Source organism: Streptomyces sp. NPDC046197 (genome assembly GCF_040646295.1).
Lineage (GTDB): Bacteria > Actinomycetota > Actinomycetes > Streptomycetales > Streptomycetaceae > Streptomyces.
Genome location: NZ_JBEYZY010000009.1, coordinates 148,192 through 166,803, shown reverse-complemented (window position 1 = coordinate 166,803; position 18,612 = coordinate 148,192). Strand labels below are relative to the sequence as shown.

14 protein-coding genes and 2 pseudogenes are annotated in these 18,612 nt (G+C 69.5%); 14 read left to right on the top strand and 2 right to left on the bottom strand.

Features of this window, described 5'->3' with window-relative positions:
• Positions 1-91: 91 nt before the first annotated feature.
• Positions 92-1,165 (top strand): hypothetical protein, encoded by a 1,074-nt coding sequence (locus AB0A61_RS15495; RefSeq protein WP_361291820.1) that lies wholly within the window; start codon positions 92-94, stop codon positions 1,163-1,165.
• A gap of 435 nt (positions 1,166-1,600) precedes the next feature.
• On the opposite strand, the gene AB0A61_RS15490 is transcribed toward AB0A61_RS15495, so the two are convergent.
• Positions 1,601-1,996, bottom strand: a complete 396-nt coding sequence (locus tag AB0A61_RS15490) for a hypothetical protein (RefSeq protein WP_361291818.1) — start codon at positions 1,994-1,996, stop codon at positions 1,601-1,603.
• Between the two features lie 97 nt (positions 1,997-2,093).
• Here AB0A61_RS15490 and AB0A61_RS15485 point away from each other — a divergent pair.
• The 10 genes and pseudogenes from AB0A61_RS15485 to AB0A61_RS15440 all read left to right on the top strand — a co-directional run.
• Positions 2,094-2,426, top strand: a pseudogene (locus AB0A61_RS15485) (amino acid permease); the annotation flags it as partial.
• Positions 2,427-2,684: 258 nt separating this feature from the next.
• The gene (kdpF, locus tag AB0A61_RS15480; protein WP_361291816.1) at positions 2,685-2,774 is read left to right on the top strand and encodes a K(+)-transporting ATPase subunit F; all 90 of its coding nucleotides are present in this window, start codon (positions 2,685-2,687) and stop codon (positions 2,772-2,774) included.
• Positions 2,775-2,782: 8 nt separating this feature from the next.
• On the top strand, positions 2,783-4,444 hold the full coding sequence (kdpA, locus tag AB0A61_RS15475; RefSeq protein WP_361291814.1) for a potassium-transporting ATPase subunit KdpA: 1,662 nt from the start codon (positions 2,783-2,785) through the stop codon (positions 4,442-4,444).
• The gene (gene kdpB / locus AB0A61_RS15470; protein WP_361291812.1) at positions 4,444-6,579 is read left to right on the top strand and encodes a potassium-transporting ATPase subunit KdpB; all 2,136 of its coding nucleotides are present in this window, start codon (positions 4,444-4,446) and stop codon (positions 6,577-6,579) included. Before kdpA ends, kdpB begins: the two co-directional genes overlap by 1 nt.
• A gap of 5 nt (positions 6,580-6,584) precedes the next feature.
• Positions 6,585-7,253, top strand: a complete 669-nt coding sequence (locus AB0A61_RS15465) for a potassium-transporting ATPase subunit C (RefSeq protein ID WP_361291810.1) — start codon at positions 6,585-6,587, stop codon at positions 7,251-7,253.
• 145 nt (positions 7,254-7,398) lie between these two features.
• Positions 7,399-8,082 carry a response regulator gene (locus AB0A61_RS15460; protein WP_361291808.1) on the top strand — a complete coding sequence of 228 codons (684 nt, stop codon included), beginning with the start codon at positions 7,399-7,401 and terminating at the stop codon, positions 8,080-8,082.
• A gap of 1 nt (position 8,083) precedes the next feature.
• Positions 8,084-9,615: pseudogene (locus AB0A61_RS15455) on the top strand (ATP-binding protein).
• Between the two features lie 167 nt (positions 9,616-9,782).
• Positions 9,783-10,520 (top strand): flavodoxin family protein, encoded by a 738-nt coding sequence (locus tag AB0A61_RS15450; RefSeq protein WP_361291806.1) that lies wholly within the window; start codon positions 9,783-9,785, stop codon positions 10,518-10,520.
• A gap of 166 nt (positions 10,521-10,686) precedes the next feature.
• Complete coding sequence (locus AB0A61_RS15445; protein ID WP_361291971.1) at positions 10,687-11,964, top strand: molybdopterin-dependent oxidoreductase; 1,278 nt, start codon at positions 10,687-10,689, stop codon at positions 11,962-11,964.
• A gap of 2 nt (positions 11,965-11,966) precedes the next feature.
• On the top strand, positions 11,967-12,470 hold the full coding sequence (locus AB0A61_RS15440) for a hypothetical protein (protein ID WP_361291969.1): 504 nt from the start codon (positions 11,967-11,969) through the stop codon (positions 12,468-12,470).
• A 239-nt stretch (positions 12,471-12,709) separates the two neighbouring features.
• Here AB0A61_RS15440 and AB0A61_RS15435 read toward each other — a convergent pair whose 3' ends face one another.
• The gene (locus AB0A61_RS15435; protein WP_361291804.1) at positions 12,710-13,633 is read right to left on the bottom strand and encodes an alpha/beta hydrolase; all 924 of its coding nucleotides are present in this window, start codon (positions 13,631-13,633) and stop codon (positions 12,710-12,712) included.
• Positions 13,634-14,198: 565 nt separating this feature from the next.
• Here AB0A61_RS15435 and AB0A61_RS15430 point away from each other — a divergent pair.
• The 3 genes from AB0A61_RS15430 (at position 14,199) to AB0A61_RS15420 (ending at position 18,599) form a co-directional block, all read left to right on the top strand.
• Positions 14,199-15,593, top strand: a complete 1,395-nt coding sequence (locus tag AB0A61_RS15430; RefSeq protein ID WP_361291802.1) for a LytTR family transcriptional regulator DNA-binding domain-containing protein — start codon at positions 14,199-14,201, stop codon at positions 15,591-15,593.
• Between the two features lie 40 nt (positions 15,594-15,633).
• Entirely contained in the window at positions 15,634-17,874 is a 2,241-nt protein-coding gene (katG, locus tag AB0A61_RS15425) for a catalase/peroxidase HPI (RefSeq protein ID WP_361291800.1), read from the top strand.
• 263 nt (positions 17,875-18,137) lie between these two features.
• On the top strand, positions 18,138-18,599 hold the full coding sequence (locus AB0A61_RS15420) for an MSMEG_3727 family PQQ-associated protein (RefSeq protein WP_361291798.1): 462 nt from the start codon (positions 18,138-18,140) through the stop codon (positions 18,597-18,599).
• The last annotated feature ends 13 nt before the right edge of the window (positions 18,600-18,612 follow it).

Genomic DNA, 18,612 nt, shown 5'->3' with positions numbered 1-18,612 from the left:
ACGGACGGAGGCACCAGCGTAAGCAGGGAGTGACGCTCAGGCCCGTGAGCGATTTCACCGAGCGCGTCAAGCTTCCGTTAAGACTGGTCGTGTGCATGCCGGCAGCACCTTGGGCGCCGCCACGGTCGTCGCACTCCTTGCCGAGGTGTTCCAGCCGGGCCGGCGCGAGATCGGCCATGACCTGCGTTCACTCGCTGTCGCCGCGCAGGGCAGCCGGAGCGACGAGAAGACCGTGGAATCGCTGACCGACGACTTCGCCGAGTACCAGGAGCTGATCGGCCTGGCCCTGGAGAACGACGGCCACCGCGGTGGCAAACCGGACGCCCTCGCCGACTACCGCCGCTCCACGGACCTGCTGCGCTCTCAGCTCCTCCCCGCGGCAGACACCTTGGTGTCCTCGAACAACTCGGCCTTCGACGCCGAGTACTCCTCGGCCGGCTCCACCCTCTCCACCCAACTCGCCACCGTTCTCGCCCTCAGTGTGCTGTCGCTGGCCGTGCTGGGTGTCCTGCAGTGGTACCTGGCCCTTACCTTCCGACGTATTCTCAGCCCGGTCCTGCCGGCCGCCACCGTCTGCACGCTGCTCGCGGCGATCCTCGGAACACAGCTGCTGTCCGCCTCCGCCGACCGCCTGCGCGTGGCCCGGCACGACGCCTTCGACTCCGTCGTCGCCCTCTCCCGCGCCCGCGCCATCGCCCACGACGCCAACGCCGACGAGGGCCGCCACCTGCTCGACCCGCTGCGCCGCGACCGGTACGCGAGCTCCTTTCTCGCCAAGTCCCAGCAGCTGTACGGCCTGAACGGAGCCGCGCTGCCGACGTACGACGCGGAACTGTCGACCACCTGGCAGGCGTACCAGACCGATCACCACGATCTGCGCTTCACCGGCGAGTTCCGCCGCGAGCTGGACACCTCACCTTTCCCGGCGAACGCGCCGCGGCGGAGAAGACAGTGGAGTCGCACGCCGTCCACGAGCGCGACGACCGGAAGATCCACGCATTGTTCGCGGCAGGCAAGGAGCGCGAGGCGGCCGAGTTCTGCATGGGCCGGGAGCCGGGCACGTCCAACGCCCACTTCGAGACGTGGATGGCAGCCCTGGACCAGGTGGAGGGCATCAACCGTGCCCACTTCACGTCCTCCGTCGCCGAGGGCCGCTCGGCGGTGAGCGGTCTGCTCCCCTGGGTCTGGTGACGGCGGGCAGCGATAGCCGCCGCGGTCTGACCGGGGCCGGAGGTCACGGCGTCTCCTCGCCCTCGTCGGCGGACTGGGCCGTGTCGACCGACTGTGATCGCGCCGCTGGCGGCGTACTTGATCGCCGCGGTGGTGTCCGCGCCGATGTAGAGCTCGCTCGACGACTCGGCGCGGAGGTGTCCCAGCTGACGGGCCGCCACGAGCTCGGCGCTTTCGGTGTACTTGGTCAGCGCGGTGGTGTCCGTGCGGATGTAAGCCTTGCTCGACGCGGTGCAGCTGTATCCCAGCTGCTGACTGGCGAGGGTCCGCAGGTGGCGGTCGGCAGCGGTCATGACAGGTCCTCGCTGTTGTCGTCGGTGTCGTACTCGTCGTCGAAGTCGGCGTCGCCGTGGTCCTCGAGCTGGGCGAGTTAGTTGGCGCGGAACGCGGTGGCCCAGACCCGGCCGAAGTAGTCCTGGGGGCGTCGCAGGTCCAGGGCGAGGGCTTCATCAAGGAGACCGACGCCGGCCAGGGCCTTCTCCAGGCCGTCGATCGCGCGGGCGGTCGGCTCGAAGAGCTGGTGAAGGTAGTCGGCGACATTGGGGTCGGATGCGCCTTCGGCGACCGCGCGCCACTGCTCGCGCTTCCGGTGCCAGTAGACGAGGTCGGCGCCGGACATCACAAACTTCTCGCAGTTGTGGCAGTCCAGCTTCCAGGGGCATGCGCCGCCGTCGACCACGGCCTGGAAGGTGCAGAAGCCGCCCTCGGCCGGGGTGGACTTGCGGGTGAGGTCGATCATCATGGCCTCGGCCTGCTCGCGGCTCATCGGTTCGCCGCCGGACAGCACCACACCCGGTTCAGGGGCGCCGGGGCCGGTGACCCAGTCGCCTGGAGGGCGTCCTCGAGCTGCTGGTCGGTGCTGCGACGAGATCCGTGCGGTGACCGTGTGCCACCCGGACCCCGAGGACAGGGCCCAGATGCATGCCTTCGAGCGGTCCTGGGCGCAGTGGGACCCGGGTGTGGAACTGGTGCGGCTGTCCTGCGAGCGGCGCAGCCTGGGCCGCCCCATCGCCGCGTACGTCCGTGAGGTGGCCGCCGTCGAGCCCGGCACGCGGGTGACGGTGTTGATCCCTGAGGCTGCGCCGGAGCGGCTGTGGCAGCGGCTGCTGCAGAACCAGCGGGGCGCCGTCGTCGCGCACGCCGTGCGCCGGGAGACGGACGCAGTGATCTGTCGGCTCCGCTTCCGACTGCTCTGAGCCGGGTCACCGCCGGTCAGTGCGGCCTACTGGCCGGTACGGGTCCGGGGTCGTAAGGGGCCCGTCAAAGGTGTCGGGGCGGCCGTAAGAGGGCCGTCAACGGGCGACCGGAACCGGCCAGAGAGGGGCTTTCCTCTTACACGTCCGATTCAACCGAACCTCACTCCAGGAGTTCGCGATGGCCGATCTGGCCTTCGTCGTCACCGTGCTCGCGGCTTTCGCGCTGGTGGCTCTAGTCGCCAAGGGGGTGACGAAGCTGTGACCGTCGAGAACATTGTCGGTCTGGTCGTGGCCGTCGCCCTGCTGGGCTATCTCGTCCTCGCCCTGATCCACCCGGAGAGGTTCTGAGACACGACATGGGTCCCGTACTCGCAGGCTTCCTCCAGTTGCTCGCCCTCATAGGCGCACTGGCGTTCGTCTACATCCCCGTCGGCAACTACATGGCCGGGGTCTACTCCTCCAAGAAGCACCTGCGGGTGGAGAAGTGGATCTACAAGGCCATCGGTGCCGACCCCGACGCCGAGATGACCTGGTCCGCGTATCTGCGCGGTGTGCTGGCCTTCTCCGCCGTCGGCGTCCTGTTCCTCTACCTGCTGCAGCGGCTGCAGGGGGTGCTGCCGGGTTCGCTGCACTTCTCGTCGGTGAATCCGGCGCAGTCGTTCAACACGGCCGTGTCCTTCGTGACGAACACGAACTGGCAGTCGTACTACGGCGAGCAGACCATGGGGCACGTCGTGCAGACCGCCGGTCTGGCCGTGCAGAACTTCGTCTCCGCCGCGGTGGGCATCGCCGTGGCGATCGCCCTGGTGCGCGGCTTCGCGCGTTCGCGCACGGGTGAGCTGGGCAACTTCTGGTGCGACCTGGTGCGCGGCACGCTGCGGATCCTGGTGCCTGGTGCCGCGATCGCCGCCGTCGTGCTCGTGGCCTGCGGCGCGATCCAGAACTTCTCCGGCATCCACGAGGTCGGTCAGTTCATGGGCGGCTCGCAGCAGTGGAACGGCGGTGCGGTCGCCTCGCAGGAGGCCATCAAGGAGCTGGGCACCAACGGCGGCGGATACTTCAACGCCAACAGCGCCCATCCCTTCGAGAACCCCACCCCGTTCACGAACCTGTTCGAGATCTTCCTGATCCTGGTGATCCCGTTCTCGCTGACCCGCACCTTCGGTGTGATGGTCGGCTCGGTGAAGCAGGGCTACGCGATCCTCGCCACGATGTTCACGATCTGGCTGGGCTTCACCGTCCTGATGATGTGGACCGAGTTCGCCCACCACGGCCCGGCCCTGCAGGCGGCCGGCGGTGCGATGGAGGGCAAGGAGGTCCGCTTCGGCGTCGGCGGGTCCTCGATCTTCGCGGTGGCGACCACGCTCACCTCGACCGGTGCGGTGAACTCCTTCCACTCCTCCTTCACCGGCCTGGGCGGCGGGATCACGATGCTGAGCATGATGCTGGGCGAGATCACGCCCGGCGGTACCGGCTCGGGCCTGTACGGCATCCTGATCATGGCGGTCATCGCGGTGTTCATCGCCGGTCTGATGGTCGGCCGTACCCCCGAGTACCTGGGCAAGAAGATCGGTGGGCGGGAGATGAAGCTGGCCGCCTGCTACATCCTGATCACCCCCGCCCTGGTCCTCGTGTTCACGGCGGCCTCGATGGCCCTGCCGACCCCGCCGCACTCGATGCTCAACTCCGGCGCGCACGGCTTCTCCGAGATCCTTTACGCCTTCACCTCGGCGGCCAACAACAACGGCTCGGCCTTCGCCGGCCTGAACGCGAACACCGACTGGTTCAACACCATGACCGGGCTCGCGATGCTGCTGGGCCGCTTCCTGCCGATGGTGTTCGTGCTGGCGCTGGCCGGCTCGCTGGCCGAGCAGAAGCCGGTCCCGGTCACGGCGGGCACCCTGCGCACCGAGAAGCCGCTGTTCACCGGCCTGCTGGTGGGCGCAATCCTGATCATCACCGGTCTCACGTACTTCCCGGCCCTGGCGCTGGGCCCGCTCGCCGAGGGGCTGGCGTGATGACCACCCGCACAGAGAACTCAGAGGACTCCATGTCCACAGCCACACCCACCCGGGCGCCGCACCGCGACGCACCGACCGGGCACAAGCCCGCCGAGGGCCGTGTCGGAGCGGGCCTCTTCGACCCCCAGCAGCTGATCAAGTCCCTGCCCGAAGCCTTCCGCAAGCTCGACCCGCGGGTGATGGTCAAGTCGCCCGTGATGTTCGTGGTGTGGATCGGCTCGGTGCTCACCACGGGGTTCTCCTTCCAGCACCCGGGCGACTGGTTCGGCTGGACGATCAGCGCCTGGCTGTGGCTGACCGTCATCTTCGCCAACCTGGCCGAAGCGGTCGCCGAGGGCCGTGGCAAGGCCCAGGCCGACACCCTGCGCAAGGCCAAGACCGACACCGTCGCCCGCCGGCTCCTGGGGGACGGCTCCGAGGAACGGGTTCCCGGCACCGCGCTGACCATCGGCGACCTGGTGGTCTGCGAGGCCGGTGACGTCATCCCCGGCGACGGCGACGTCATCGAGGGCGTCGCCTCGGTGGACGAGTCGGCGATCACCGGCGAGTCGGCGCCCGTCATCCGTGAGTCCGGCGGCGACCGCAGCGCGGTCACCGGCGGTACGAAGGTGCTGTCCGACCGGATCGTCATCAAGATCACGACGAGGCCGGGTGAGACCTTCATCGACCGGATGATCAACCTGGTCGAGGGCGCCGCCCGGCAGAAGACGCCCAACGAGATCGCGCTGAACATCCTGCTCGCCTCGCTGACCATCGTCTTCCTGCTGGCCTGCGCCACGCTGCCGCCGCTCGCGAACTACGCGGGCACGCACCTGACCATGGTCGTGCTGGTGGCCCTGCTGGTCTGCCTCATCCCGACCACCATTGGCGCGCTGCTCTCCGCGATCGGCATCGCGGGCATGGACCGGCTGGTGCAGCGCAATGTGCTGGCCATGTCCGGACGTGCCGTCGAAGCTGCGGGCGACGTGTCGACCCTGCTGCTGGACAAGACCGGCACGATCACCCTCGGCAACCGTCAGGCCGCCGAGTTCATCCCGGTGCGCGGGACGACGGAGGCGGAGGTCGCCGACGCGGCCCAGCTGTCGTCCCTCGCGGACGAGACCCCGGAGGGCCGCTCCATCGTCGTCCTGGCGAAGGAGAGGTACGGGCTGCGCGAGCGTCACCAGGGCGAACTGGCCGCCGCCGAGTGGATCGCCTTCACCGCCCAGACCCGCATGTCGGGCGTCGACGTCGACGGCCGCAGGATCCGCAAGGGCGCCGCGGCCTCGGTCATCGCCTGGGTCGAGGCGCAGGGCGGCGAAGTCGCCGCGGACGCCCCGGCGTTGACCGACACGATCTCCGAGGCGGGTGGCACCCCGCTGCTGGTCGCCGTCCAGGACGACCGGGGCGCCCGGGTGCTGGGTGTCATCCACCTCAAGGACGTCGTCAAGGACGGCATGCGGGAGCGGTTCGACGAACTGCGCCGGATGGGCATCAAGACCGTCATGATCACGGGTGACAACCCGCTGACCGCGAAGGCGATCGCCGAGGAGGCGGGCGTCGACGACTTCCTCGCCGAGGCCACCCCCGAGGACAAGATGGCCCTCATCAAGCGGGAGCAGGCCGGCGGCAAACTGGTCGCGATGACCGGTGACGGCACCAACGACGCCCCGGCGCTCGCGCAGGCGGACGTCGGCGTGGCGATGAACACGGGGACGTCGGCCGCCAAGGAGGCCGGCAACATGGTCGACCTCGACTCCAACCCGACCAAGCTCATCGAGATCGTCGAGATCGGCAAGCAGCTCCTCATCACCCGGGGCGCGTTGACCACGTTCTCCATCGCCAACGACGTCGCGAAGTACTTCGCGATCATCCCGGCGCTGTTCGCGGCGGTCTACCCGGGCCTGGACAAGCTGAACATCATGCACCTGTCCTCGCCCGACTCGGCGATCCTGTCGGCGGTCGTCTTCAACGCGCTGATCATCGTCGCGCTGGTGCCGCTGTCCCTGAAGGGCGTGCGCTACCGGCCGATGAGCGCCGACAAGATGCTGCGCCGCAACCTCGGGATCTACGGCATCGGCGGCCTGATCGCCCCCTTCATCGGCATCAAGATCATCGACCTGCTCATCTCCCTCATCCCCGGAATCGGCTGATCGCCATGAACAACTCCTTTGTGAACACGGCCCGGCTGCTCGGGGCGGGCCTGCGCGCCCTGCTCGTGCTGACCCTGGTGACCGGCGTCATCTACCCGCTGGTCGTCACCGGCATCGCCCAAGGGCTGTTCAGCAACAAGGCGAACGGCTCCGAGACCAAGGCGGACGGCAAGGTCGTCGGCTCCTCCCTGATCGGGCAGTCGTACACCCTGCCGCTGAAGAAGGGCCAGGACGCCCCGGACCCGGACCTGACATGGTTCCAGGGCCGCCCGGCCAACGGCCTCGGCAGCAACAGCGTCAACACCCGGTACAAGCTGATCCTGTCCGGCGCCACCAACCTCGCCGCCGACAACAAGGTGCTGGTCAAGCAGGTCGAGGACGCCAAGGCCGCGGTCATCAAGGACAACTCCGTCCCCGGCTACACCGTGAAGCCGTCGGACGTCCCCGCGGACGCGGTGACCTCCTCCGGCTCCGGCCTGGACCCGGCCATCTCCCCGGCCTACGCCGAACTCCAGGCACACCGGGTCGCCGTGAAGAACCACCTGCCGCTCGCGCAGGTCGAGAAGCTGGTCAAGGACCACACCCAGGGCCGCACCCTCGGCTTCATCGGCGAGCCGCAGGTCAACGTCCTGGAACTCAACATCGCGCTCAAGGACCTCACAGCGAAGCCGTGATGGCCTTGAGCGACCCACACGGGAGTCGGCGGGCCGGTGGCATGCCGGTTCCGCCGGCTCCCGCCGCCATGACGCCGGCCGCCCCGCTTCCGGCGCCCACGTTCCGGCGTCCACGGCCCGAAGTCCGACAGGAGAGGCACACCCCATGACCCGGGTGCTCGTGGTGGAGGACGACCCGCAACTCGTACGGGCCCTCGTCATCAACCTGCAGGCACGTCACTACGGCGTGGACGCCGCCCCCGACGGGGCCACCGCGCTGCGCCTGGCGGCCGCGCGCCGGCCCGACGTGGTCCTGCTCGACCTCGGCCTGCCCGACATGGACGGCGCCGATGTCATCAAGGCGCTGCGTGGCTGGACCCGCGTGCCGATCATGGTGCTGTCGGCCCGCCAGGCGTCCGACGAGAAGGTGGCGGCCCTCGACGCGGGCGCCGACGACTATGTCACCAAGCCGTTCAGTATGGACGAGCTGCTGGCCCGGCTGCGGGCCGCCGTCCGCCGTACCGAGGACACCCCGCTCGTCCCGGAACTGACCCTGGTTGAAACGGAGAACTTCAGCATCGACCTGCTCGCCAAGAAGGTCCTGCGGGACGGCAAGGACGTCCGGCTGACGCCGACCGAGTGGCAACTGCTGGAGATCCTGGTGACGAACCCGGGACGGCTGATCACACAGCGGCAACTGCTCCGGGAGGTGTGGGGGGTCTCCCAGAGCAACAAGACCAACTACCTGCGCGTCTACATGGCCCAACTCCGCCGCAAACTCGAAACCGACCCCTCCCACCCCCGCTATCTGATCACCGAGCCCGGCATGGGCTACCGCTTCGAGGGATGACATGGCACGCGGCAAGCTCCGGATCTACCTCGGCGCGGCACCGGGCGTCGGCAAGACGTACGCGATGCTCTCGGAGGCGCACCGCCGTATCGAGCGCGGCACCGACTGCGTCGTCGCCTTCGTGGAACACCACCACCGGCCGCGTACCGAGGTGATGCTGCACGGCCTGGAACAGATCCCCCGCAAAGAACTCGAGTACCGGAGAAGTGTCTTCTCCGAGATGGACGTGGACGCCGTACTGCGCCGGGCGCCCGCCGTCGCCCTGGTGGACGAACTCGCCCACACGAACGTCCCCGGCTCACGCAACGCCAAGCGCTGGCAGGACGTCGAGGAACTGCTCGCTGCGGGGATCGATGTGATCTCCACGGTCAACATCCAGCACCTGGAGTCCCTGGGGGACGTGGTCGAGTCGATCACCGGGGTGCGGCAGCGCGAGACCGTGCCGGACGAGGTCGCACGGCGGGCCGACCAGATCGAGCTGGTCGACATGTCCCCGCAGGCGCTGCGCCGGCGCATGGCCCACGGCAACATCTACAAGCCGGACAAGGTCGACGCGGCGCTGTCCAACTACTTCCGGCCCGGAAACCTCACCGCCTTGCGGGAGTTGGCGCTGCTGTGGGTGGCCGACCGGGTCGACGAGTGGCTGCCGTCGTCCTGGACCGCCAGCGGCTGCAACGCGAGGCCGACCGGGCCAAGGAACTGGCCGAGGGCAATCGCATACGGACCGCGCTGCTCGCCGCCGTCAGCCACGACCTGCGCACCCCGCTCGCCGGCATCAAGGCCGCGGTCACCTCGCTGCGCTCCGACGACGTCGAATGGTCCGAACAGGACCGGGCGGACCTGCTGCAGGCCATCGAGGAGGGCGCCGACCGCCTCGACCACCTCGTCGGCAACCTGCTCGACATGTCCCGCCTGCAGACCGGCACCGTCACGCCCGTCATCCGCGAGACCGACCTGGACGAGGTCGTGCCCATGGCACTCGGCGGTGTCCCCGAGGACAGCGTGGAACTCGACATCCCCGAGACCCTGCCGATGGTCCACATCGACCGGGGACTGCTGGAGCGGGCCGTCGCGAACGTCGTGGAGAACGCGGTCAAGTACAGCCCGCCGGGGGAGCGGGTGCTGGTGTCCGCGAGTGCCCTTGCCGACCGGGTCGAGCTGCGGGTCGTGGACCGCGGACCCGGGGTCCCGGACGAGGCCAAGGACCGCATCTTCGAACCGTTCCAGCGGTACGGCGACTCGCCCCGTGGCGTCGGCGTCGGCCTCGGCCTCGCGGTATCCCGCGGCTTCGCCGAGGCCCTCGGCGGCACGCTGCACGCCGAGGACACACCGGGCGGCGGCCTCACCATGGTGCTCGCGATGCCGACGGCACCGGAGCGTGGGCGGCCGGAACAGCCGGACCTGCCGGCGGCCGGGACTTCCTACTCCACGCCCTCGGCCTGCAGACAGCGCACCAGCAGGTGCGCGACGTCCTCGACTGCTGCCGTGTTCCGCGACTCGGCCGCGCCTTCGGTGCCCATGAGAGGAACGTAGGCACGCCTGCCTGTCCCGGCCACTCATCCGCCGCCGGCCGGGGGCGCGGACGGTCAGGGCCATTCGGAGGCGTTGCGGTGGCGGCTGCCGCGGTCGGCCCGCACGCTGGGCGAAGTGGACGAGTCGCCGTGCACTGGTGGTCGGCGGCAAAGCTCTGGGAGGACCGTGTGACCGCTTCGTCGCCCGCCACCGACGCACCGCCGGCCCGGTACGACGACCTGCGGGCCCTGGTGATCAACTGCACCCTGAAGCGCTCACCGCAGACGAGCAACACCCGGGGGCTGATCGACCGGAGCACCGCCATCATGGAGGCGCAGGGCGTGCACGTCGACGTCCTGCGGGCGGTGGACCACGACATCGCCACCGGTGTGTGGCCCGACATGCGGGAGCACGGCTGGGAGACGGACGCCTGGCCGGACCTCCACCAGCAGGTCCTGGCAGCCGACATCCTCGTGCTGGCCGGCCCGATCTGGCTGGGTGACAACAGCTCCGTGATGAAGCAGGTGACCGAGCGTTTGTACGCCTGCTCGAGCCTGCTCAACGAGGACGGCCAGTACGCCTATTACGGCCGAGTCGGCGGCTGCCTCATCACCGGCAACGAGGACGGCGTCAAGCACTGCGCCATGAACGTCCTCTACAGCCTCCGGCACCTGGGGTACACCATCCCTCCCCAGGCGGACGCCGGCTGGATCGGTGAGGCCGGCCCCGGCCCCTCCTGCCTGGATCCCGGTTCGGGCGGTCCGGAGAACGACTTCACCCACCGCAACACCGCCTTCATGACCTGGAACCTGCTGCACCTGGCCCGGGCCCTGAAGGACCTCGGCGGTATCCCTGCCTACGGCAACCAGCGCACCGCCCGGGACGCCGGGTGCCGCCGCGACTACGAGAACCCCGAGCACCGGTAGCGAGATGCCGGAGGCAAGTCGCGGACGGCCGTCGGGTTCGGAGCCACCCAGTGGATCGCGGCGCCGAAGACCGGCCGAGAAGTATGTGCGGGAACGGCTGAAGCGTGTACGGGCAGGTGGGGCGGCCGCGGTGTCGAAAGCCGCCGCTCTTACACGTACGTCGGCGCTGCGCATCGGCCGGCTGCCCCCGCCCCCGGGGCCGTTCCGCCCCGGCTTCTGGCGCAGTCCGATCCGCGGGCCTTGGCTCACCTCGGTGTTCGGCTTGGTACTGCTGGTCGGCATCCCGTTGTTGTTCGTCACAGGACTGCTGTCCTATGCCTCCTACAACCCCGGTCTGAGCGCTCTCAACGACGAGACCCCCGACAAGGGTGTGCTGGGCTTCTACCTCTTCAGCTGGCCCACGCATCCGTACTGGCTCTACCGGCTGCTCCAGGGAGTGCACGTGACGCTGGGCGTGGTGCTGGTGCCGGTGCTGCTGGCCAAGTTGTGGTCGGTGATCCCGAAACTGTTCGAATGGCTACCGGTGCGCTCCATCGCTCACGGACTCGAGCGGCTCTCCCTCCTCATGCTCGTCGGCGGCGTCATCTTCGAATTCGTCACCGGCATCCTCAACATCCAGCTCTACTACGTCTTCCCGGGCTCCTTCTACCGCCTGCACTTCTACGGCGCGTGGGTGTTCATCGCCGCCTTCGTGGTCCACGTGTGCCTCAGACTCGGCCGGATGACCCGGGCCCTGCGTTCCCGCAGTCTGCGCGCGGAACTGCACACCGACCTCGCCCACACCGTGCCCGAACCCCCCGACCCGGACGGCCTGGTGGCGGCGGTGCCCGCCCCACCGACCATGACCCGCCGCGGCGCGGTGGGCATGGTGGGAGCGGGATCGCTGCTCCTCCTCGTCGTGACCGCCGGGCAGAGCATCGGCCGGCTTCGTGCCACCGCGCTGCTCGCACCACACAACCGGGATCCGGGCGTCGGCCCCAACGGCTTCCAGATCAACAAGACGGCGGCGGCCGTCGGCGTCACGCCCGCGCTCGTCGGCCCCGACTGGCGACTGGAGGTCCACGGACGCGGAGCGCCACAGATCTTCACCCGCGAGCAGCTCCTGGCGCTGCCCCAGCACGCCGCCGCGCTGCCGATCGCCTGCGTGGAGGGATGGTCCACCGAAGACCAGCACTGGAGCGGCCTACGGTTGGCCGACCTCGCCGCCCTGGCCGGACTGCCCGACGCCGGAAGCGTCCTGGTCCAGTCGATCCAACCACCCGGCCCCTTCACCAAGGTGGTGCTGCGAGGCAACCAGATCCGCGATCCGCAGTCCCTGCTCGCCTTCCGCGTCAACGGCCAGGACCTCTCCCTCGACCACGGCTACCCGGCCCGCGTCATCGTCCCGGCCAACCCCGGCGTGAACAACACCAAGTGGGTCCACCGGCTCACCTTCAGGGCGTGACCATGGCACGACTCGCCCGCTGGTACGGCTCCGGCCCCCTGCATCTCCTGGTCCTGATCGCCTCGTTCGCCCTCACCGGCTATGCCATGGTGCGCCTGTTCGCCGTCCAGCCCTGGGAGGTGGCGATCTGGTTCGTCGGTGCGGCGGTCCTTCACGACCTCATCCTGCTGCCCCTGTACTCGCTCGCCGACCTGTCGGCCCTCTCCGTACTGCGGCACCGGACCCCCGACGGACCGACGGTGCAGTGGATCAACTACCTGCGCGTCCCCGCCCTCCTGTCAGGTCTCCTCCTGCTGGTCTGGTTCCCCCTCGTCTTCCGCCTGGCGGTCCCCTACCCGGGCGACACCGGGTTGTCCGACAGCGTCTACCTCGGCCGGTGGCTGGCGATCACCGGCGTACTCTTCGCTGCGTCCGCAGTGGCCTTCGCGCTCAGGCTTCGCCGCTTCCGGCGGGACCGCCGCACCGACGAGAGCCGGTCCGACCCAGGGCGTAGTGGCACACGGTGACGACCGACGAGGACGAGCCGTACGGCGCCGACGAGGATGTGCGGTGGCGTCTGATCCGGACTGCAGGAGGTGCGGTGGCACCGCCCGCCGTGGCCCCGGCCCCGTACCGCGAACGCCTCGCCGGCCAGCGGCTGTGCCGGGCGCTCGGGGTGTGTGGCGTGGCTGATGCGCGTGAATCACATCGGCGGCCTGCAGCCGGCCGTACAGCACCACGGTCATGAGCCGGGGCAGTGGCGGAGTCACCGCGATGCCGATGCCGATGCCGCTGTGAGCCCGTCCACGGCCGCCGCGACCGCCTCGGGACTGGAGATCATCGTCAGGTGCCGGGCGCCAGGGACGAGCGTCGCGGGCGGTGCGCCGATGCGCCGGGCGGTCTCCTGCGGGGTCTGCCGGGTGAACACGTCGTCCTGGGCACCGAACACCACCGACTTGGGCAGGCGCACGCCGGCGAGCCGAGCCACCCGGTCCGCCGGCAGCCCCGGCACTCCGGCGGCCAGCATGCCCCAGAGCGCGCTCTCCGCGCCCGGCACCCGGAGTGGGCGTCGCCACTGATCCAGACCGGCGGCGTCCAGGCGCGGACAGGCCGGCCCGCACTGTGCGTCGTACACGCTGCGGATCACCGCGTCGATGCCGAGCCCGATCCGCAGCAGGCTGGTGCGGTACGGGTCGATCAGCACGTACTTGAAGGCCGACGGCGGTCCGGCACCCGTGTCGAGGGCGTCGCCGTCGAGGAGCATCACACCCCCCAGCCGGCCAGGGGCCCGCAACGCCGCCTCGGTGACCACGGCGGCTCCGCTGGAGTGCCCCACCAGCAGCGGGCGCTCGCCCGGACCGCCGAGGTGCACGGCGTCCAGGAAGCCCAGGAGCTGCCGGGTGAAATGGTCGACGGTGTACGGGCCGTGGCGCTCGCTGTATCCGTCGCCCGTCAGGTCGAGCGCGTACACCCGGTGGTCGCGGGCGAGCAGCGGGGCAAGGCGCGACCAGGTGTCCACGGATTCGAAGGCACCGTGCACCAGAACGACCGGTGGGCCCGCCGTGCCCCAGCTCTGGTAGCGCGTGCGGATGTCGGCGGCCTGTACGTACCTGAGCCCCCGCGGCGGCGCGGCGCGCCCGGCCGTGACGCCGTTGTAGACGAACGAGGCCGCCGTGACGACCACCAGCACGAGCGCACAGCCCAGCGCGCCGCGCCGCAGCCACCGCCGCAGCCGGGGGCGGCTTGGCCGGTGCGCGTCCTCGGCAGGGAGCGACGGCGGAGCGGATGCCCGATGGGCGCCCCCGTCTCCGTCGCCATCCTCGGATTCGGATCCAGCTCGGCGAAGATCAGCTCTCACAGCCCACAGCATCGCCCACGGCATACCCGCGGTCATCCTGCGGGGGGAGCCGTCGTGACTACTCCGCCGGGTGCAGCGGAGCGCCGGTCATGAGCCGTGCGGCAGGGCGACGCGAGGGCGGGCGCGTCAGCATCAGTCCGCAGGGGAGCGGTCGGGCATGTCCACGGCCGGCCGGCCATTTCGCGCACGCGGTCCGGAGAGGCACGTGCGCAGGCCGACAACGGTACCTAGGGTGGGGAATGCAGGTCGGTGACACGGCCTGGAACGAGTGACGAAGCAGGAAGACGCGCGACGCAGGGCCCGGTCCGCTGCAGGCCCGGCCGCGACCAGCGGCGACAGGCGCGGACGGCGCGCACGCCGTCGGGCGTTGGGGATGGACCAAGGGTGGTTCTGAACCATGAGGGATGTACATCGGCTTGAGCCCGGCTCGGCGAACCTGGACGGCGGCACCGTGCTTGCGGCGTGGGAACGGTTCGTGCAGGGCGAGGACCAGGTCCCGGATGTCCGGCCCCTGGTGGCGATCTCCTGGCATCGCTGCCGAGAGCAATACCGGGTCGATCCTCACCTCACCCAGGCTCCGGTGGCTGTCGCCGAGCTCGACCATACGCCCGAGCATGATGTCGTCTTCGCCGAGCTGGGTTTTCGTGCTGCCTCCGTGGCACATGAAGTGGGCAACCTCGGTGGCGTCGTCACTGTCACCGATGCCACGGGCCGGATCCTGGCCGAGTGGGGTGACCAAGCCACGCTCGCCAGAGCCGGCGACCCCAATCTGGCGCCCTGGTTCTGCTGGTCCGAGTGCGCGGTCGGCACGAACGGCATGGGCACGGCGCTCGAGGCGCACGGACCGGTACCGATCAGGGGTGCGGAGCACTGGTGCCAGGCGCTCCACAACTGGGTCTGCGCGGGCATCGCGGTGCGCGACGTGGTGACCAGAGAACCGATCGCGGTCCTGAGTATCTGCCGCTGGCGCAGCCAGCTCCCCGCGTCCACGGAAAGCTGGCTGGCGAACGCGGCCGCCATGACCCAGTGCCCCCTGAAGCGACGTGCCCGGGACAGCGGTGCCGAGTTGGTCGCGGCCTACACCCAGGCCAGGGCACACTCCAGTGCGGCGCTCGCCGCGGTGGACGCCGCGGGCAAGGTGGTGATCGCCGACGACATGGCCAGCGTGCTCCTGGGCGTCCCGGCATGCACACCGGCGGTCGACCCGACGCTGCGATGGAACCCCGGGCTGCCCGAATTGATCACAGTCGCCCGGTATGCCACCAGGCGGGCAGCCCACAATCCTGACTGGGTCGGCTCGACGCAGATCTTCGCCCACCTCGCCGACGAGCCAACATCGATCAGCATCCGGCCCGTCTTCTCATCCGGACACCTGATCGGGAACTTGGTCTCTTTCGGTGCCTCCGGCGGGGCGCAGTTGCCCCAGGTGGAGGGGGCCACGCACCCTCGGGCGCAGCCGCGCCGACTGGTCGCGATGCGCGACAACCGGATGGTGCTGCTGCGGCTGCCGGAAGTCTCCTTCGCCGAATCGCAGGGAAACGACGTGTGGCTCTCCACCGATCAGGGGCGATTGCGAGCCGCCTCTCTGAGTCTGGACAAGCTCGAGGGTGAGCTGGCGGATGTCGGCTTCCTGCGGGTGCACCGCCGGTACGTGGTCAACCTCAGCCGCATTCGGGAGATAGAGCGCGGGCTCAAGGGCGAGCTGTCTTTGGTCATGGACGACCGGGTGACCGAGATGGTGCCGGTCTCCCGGCGGCACGCGCCGGCCGTGCGTCGCGCGCTGGACATCTGAGTACCCCGGCGCGACCTCTGCTCCCGGAAGGAGGAGTCCCGTGTCTGACAGTACGGACGCCGTTGTCGGCGAGACGAACGCCGGGAGCGCGGGCGGCCTCGGCCTCTCCGCCTCGGCCGGGCACCGAAGTCACCCGATCGGGGGCGCGAGCAACCGCGACTGGTGGCCGAACCAGCTGAACCTGGCGATTCTCCGGAAACACCCCGCCGTGACCGACCCCATGGGCGAGGACTTCGACTACGCCGCGGAGTTCCGGAGGCTCGACCTCGACGCCCTGGCGCGGGACGTCGACGAGGTGCTCACGACGTCGCAGGAGTGGTGGCCGGCCGACTTCGGCCACTACGGGCCGCTCGTGATCCGGATGGTGTGGCACAGCGCGGGTACGTACCGCATCGACGACGGCCGCGGTGGTGCGGGCGCCGGCATGCAGCGTTTCGCGCCGCTGAACAGCTGGCCGGACAATCGCAACCTCGACAAGGCGCGCCGGCTGCTCTGGCCGGTGAAGAAGAAATACGGCCGCAAGATTTCCTGGGCCGACCTGATGATCTTCGCGGGCAACCGCGCCCTGGAGACGATGGGCTTCAAGACCTTCGGTTTCGCCGGCGGCCGGGCGGACGTCTGGGAGTCCGACGAGGACGTCTACTGGGGTCCCGAGCGTGCCTGGCTCGGCGACGAACGCCACGGCCGCGTCCGGGAGCTGGAGAGCCCTCTGGCCGCGGTCCAGATGGGCCTCATCTACGTCAACCCGGAGGGGCCGAACACCGTCCCGGACCCGCTCACCGCGGCCCGGGACATTCGCGAGACGTTCCGGCGCATGGGGATGAACGACGAGGAGACCGTCGCGCTGATCGCGGGCGGCCACACGTTCGGCAAGACCCATGGCGCGGCCGACCCGGACGCCCACCTCGGCCCCGAACCCGAGGGTGCCCCCCTCGAGGAGCAGGGCTTGGGCTGGAAGAGCAGCTACGGCACCGGAAAGGGCACGGACGCCATCTCCAGCGGGCTCGAGGGTACGTGGACACCCACCCCGACGAGATGGGACAACAGCTACTTCGAGACCCTGTTCGGCTACGAGTGGGACCTGGAGCTGAGCCCCGCCGGTCTGTGGCAGTGGATCCCGAGAGACGGCGGCGGGGCCGGCACCGTGCCGGACGCCCACGACCCGTCGACGACACACGCCCCGACGATTCTGACGACGGACCTCGCGCTGCGGTCGGACCCCGCCTACGAGTCGATCTCGCGACGCTACCTGGAGAACCCGGACCAGCTCGCGGATGCGTTCGCCCGGGTCTGGTTCAAGCTGACGCACCTCGACATGGGCCCGATCCAGCGCTACCTCGGACCGCTGGTTCCACGGGAGACGCTGCTGTGGCAGGACCCTGTCCCTGCCGTGGACCACGTGCTCGTCGGGGCGGCGGACGTCGCCGCGCTCAAGAGGCAGGTCCTAGCCTCCGGGCTGTCCGTCTCCCAGCTCGTCTCGACCGCGTGGGCGTCGGCCTCGACGTTCCGCGTCGGCGACAAGCGTGGCGGGGCGAACGGCGCGCGCATCCGCCTCGAGCCGCAGCGGAGCTGGGAGGTCAATGACCCCGACACGCTGGCACAGGTGCTGCGCACCCTGGAGGGGATCCGGGAGTCCTTCAACAGCTCCGAGACCGGGGACAAGGAGATCTCGCTGGCCGACCTCATCGTGCTCGGCGGAGCCGCCGCCGTCGAGCAGGCCGCGAGGACCGCCGGTCACGACGTCCAGGTGCCCTTCAGTCCGGGACGCACGGACGCCACGCAGGAGTGGACCGATGTGGAGTCCTTCGCCCCGCTCGAGCCGACCGCGGACGGGTTCCGCAACTACCGCGGCAAGGGCAGCCGGCTGCCGTCGGAGCACCTGCTGGTCGACCGCGCGAACCTGCTGAACCTGACCGTGCCCGAGATGACCGTCCTCGTGGGTGGCCTGCGGGTGCTGGGCGCCAACTACCAGCAGTCGCCGCTGGGCGTCTTCACCTCGGCGCCCGGGTCGCTGACCAACGAGTTCTTCGTAAATCTGCTCGACACGGGCACGGAATGGAAGCCGACATCCGCGTCCGCGGAAATCTTCGAGGGACGCGACCGCGCCACCGGCGAGGTCAAGTGGACCGGTAGCCGCGTCGACCTCGTCTTCGGCTCGAACTCCGAGCTGCGTGCCGTCGCGGAGGTCTACGCGAGCGACGACGCACGGGAGAAGTTCGTGCGGGACTTCGTCGCCGCATGGGCCAAGGTCATGAACCTCGATCGGTACGACCTCGCTTGATCCACGCGTCGCAGTGCGGCCCGGCTGCTCTCAACGGTGGCACATCGGGTACGAACGGTAGCCCGTCGCGGACGAACGGCATGAGCCGGCCCGCATCAGGGCGCACCTTGTCGGTGTGATCCATCCGGCGTAGCGTGTTTATTGACTGCGAATTCAGCACCGTATTCGGTGCGATTTATCCGGCGTAGTGCGCTCCTTGACGGCCGATTGCAGCCGGGCATCGGACGACGCCAAAAAAGAGATTTCGAGGAGTGGAACCTCCTATGACGACCGCGCAGGAGCGAGCCGACCTGCTGGACCAGCTCGGGTTGGCCGCACAGAACAAAGCAGCGCTGGGTCAAGTGCTGGGAACCGGAAGTATTGGGCAGGCCAGCGAGGGACCGGACGGCCGCATGAAGGCCACAATTCGCATCAACCCGGATGAGCTGACCTGGGATCCTTCTATTCTGGTCATGCCCCATGGGGGCGATATCGAGCTCGAGCTCGTCAATGACGACATGAATACGCACTGCGCACTTCTGCCGAGCAATGGCGACAGGAAGTTCATCTGGTTGGTGAACCGTTCGCACGGACACGCGCACCTCAACCTCGACGGTCCGGGCTACTACTGGTTCGGCTCGCCCACGGGCAATGACGAGGGGCGGGGGCTGACCGGGTCCATCGTGGTCCTGGGGGACGCTCCGCCGGAGGCCCGCCTCGACCGTCCCGAACAGCCGCGGCCGTAGAAAGAAGTAGGAG